This window comes from Nocardia carnea, assembly GCF_029869215.1.
In the GTDB taxonomy this organism is placed as follows: domain Bacteria; phylum Actinomycetota; class Actinomycetes; order Mycobacteriales; family Mycobacteriaceae; genus Nocardia; species Nocardia carnea_B.
Genome location: NZ_JARWPM010000411.1, coordinates 1 through 2,215 on the forward strand (window position 1 = coordinate 1; position 2,215 = coordinate 2,215).

Sequence of the window (2,215 nt, forward strand, 5' to 3'; positions counted from 1 at the left end):
TCGCCGCGCTGCCGGGCGCGCCGGCCGGGTCCGGGGGCCGGGTTAGCGCGCGGGGCGGGGGGGCGCGCGGCGTGGCCGCACAGCTCGAGGACACGCCGCCGACGCCGCGGCGGGCTCCGGTACGGGAGCGGGCCGGATCAGCCGAGCCGATCGCGATCGTGGGGATGGGGTGCCGGTATCCGGGCGGGGTGACCTCGCGGGCGGAGCTGTGGGATCTGGTCGCCGAGGGGCGCGACGCCGTCGGCGAATTCCCGGACGACCGGGGGTGGGACCCGGAGATCTACGATCCGGATCCGGACGCGGCCGGTAAGTCGGTCACCCGTTCGGGCGGATTCCTGTACGACGCGGCCGGTTTCGACGCGGAGTTCTTCGGTATCAGTCCGCGCGAAGCCTTGGCGATCGACCCGCAGCAGCGGCTCTTGCTCGAGGTGGCCTGGGAGGCGCTGGAGGACGCCGGTATCGATCCGATGTCGTTGCGCGGCAGCGATACCGGTGTCTACGCCGGGGTGATGTATCACGACTACGGCGTGCCCATGCCCGGCGGCAGCGTCGTCTCCGGTCGTATCGCCTACACGCTGGGGCTGGAAGGCCCGGCGGTGTCGGTGGATACGGCGTGCTCGTCCTCGCTGGTGGCGATTCATCAGGCGTGCCAGGCCTTGCGCGCCGGTGACTGTGGGCTGGCGCTGGTGGGCGGTGTGACCGTGATGGCGACACCGACGGTGTTCGTGGAGTTCTCGCGGCAGCGGGGGTTGTCGCCGGACGGGCGGTGTAAATCGTTCGGCGCCGGCGCCGATGGTGTGGGGTGGGCCGAGGGCGCGGGCGTGCTGGTGGTCGAACGGTTGTCGGACGCGCGGCGGCTCGGGCACGAGGTCTTGGCGGTGGTGCGGGGTTCGGCGGTGAATCAGGACGGCGCGTCGAACGGTTTGACCGCACCCAACGGACCCTCCCAGGAGCGGGTGATCCGGGCGGCACTGGCCGGCGCGGGGTTGTCGGCCGCGGAGGTGGACGCGGTGGAGGCCCACGGGACCGGCACCACGCTGGGTGATCCGATCGAGGCGCAGGCGCTGTTGGCGACCTATGGGCGCGATCGTGCCGGGGACCGGCCGTTGTGGCTGGGGTCGGTGAAGTCGAACATCGGGCATTCGCAGGCGGCTGCGGGTGTGGCGGGTGTGATCAAGATGGTGGAGGCGATGCGGCACGGTGTGTTGCCGCGGACGTTGCATGCGGAGGTGCCGAGTCCGCATGTGGAGTGGTCGTCGGGGGCGGTGTCGTTGTTGACGGAGTCCCGGGAGTGGCCGGTTGCGGGTGTGCCGCGGCGGGCGGGGGTGTCGTCGTTCGGGATCAGTGGGACGAACGCTCATGTGATCCTCGAAGAAGCGCCGCCGGGAACGGCCCCCCGGGCCGGGGAATCCGTTCCGGTCTCGTCCGGGACCGGGCACGCGGACACCACCGATACGCGGCCCGGCCCGAGTCCGGCCGGATTGCCGCTGGTGCCCTGGATCGTGTCGGCGCGGTCGGCGCAGGCACTGACAGCGCAGATCGAGCGACTGCGGTGCTGGGTGGGTGATCATCCCGACGTGCCGGTGGCGGATATCGGGTTGTCCTTGGCGAAGCGTTCGGTGTTCGGGCATCGCGCCGTGGCATTGGGCGAGAATCGGGCGGAATTGGCCGCCGGACTGACCGGGCCCGGCAACGATGCGCTTGTTGCCGGGAAGACCGTATTCGTCTTCCCCGGACAGGGGGCGCAATACGCGGCCATGGGCCGCGACCTGTACGACGCGTTCCCGGTATTCGCCGAGATGGTGCGTGAGATCTGTGATCCCGCGTGGTTGTTCCACCCCGGCACCGACCTGGACGCTACCGAGAACACACAACCCGCGCTGTTCGCCCTCGGCGTGGGGCTCTTCCGCCTGCTCGAATCATGGGGCGCCGAACCGGATATGGTGCTCGGGCATTCGATCGGGGAGGTCGCGGCCGCCCATGTGGCCGGGGTGCTGTCGCTGCCGGACGCGGGGGGGGGGGGGGGGGGCCGCCGCCCGGCTGGCCCGCTATCCCCCCGGCAGCGCCCGCCCCGCCCACCAGGGCGCCGCGGGGGGGCTGCCCCCCCACCCCCCGGCGGGGGGCCCCCACCCCCCGCCCCGCGTCCGGCAGCGACAGCACCCCGGCCACATGGGCGGCCGCGACCTCCCCGATCGAATGCCCGAGCACCATATCC

General features: G+C 72.3%; 1 protein-coding gene. It reads left to right on the top strand.

What is annotated here, in order from left to right; translation table 11 throughout:
* Positions 1-71 precede the first annotated feature (71 nt).
* A partial coding sequence (locus tag QH276_RS29870; protein ID WP_280406977.1) for a type I polyketide synthase occupies positions 72-2,215 on the top strand: 2,144 nt, incomplete at its 3' end.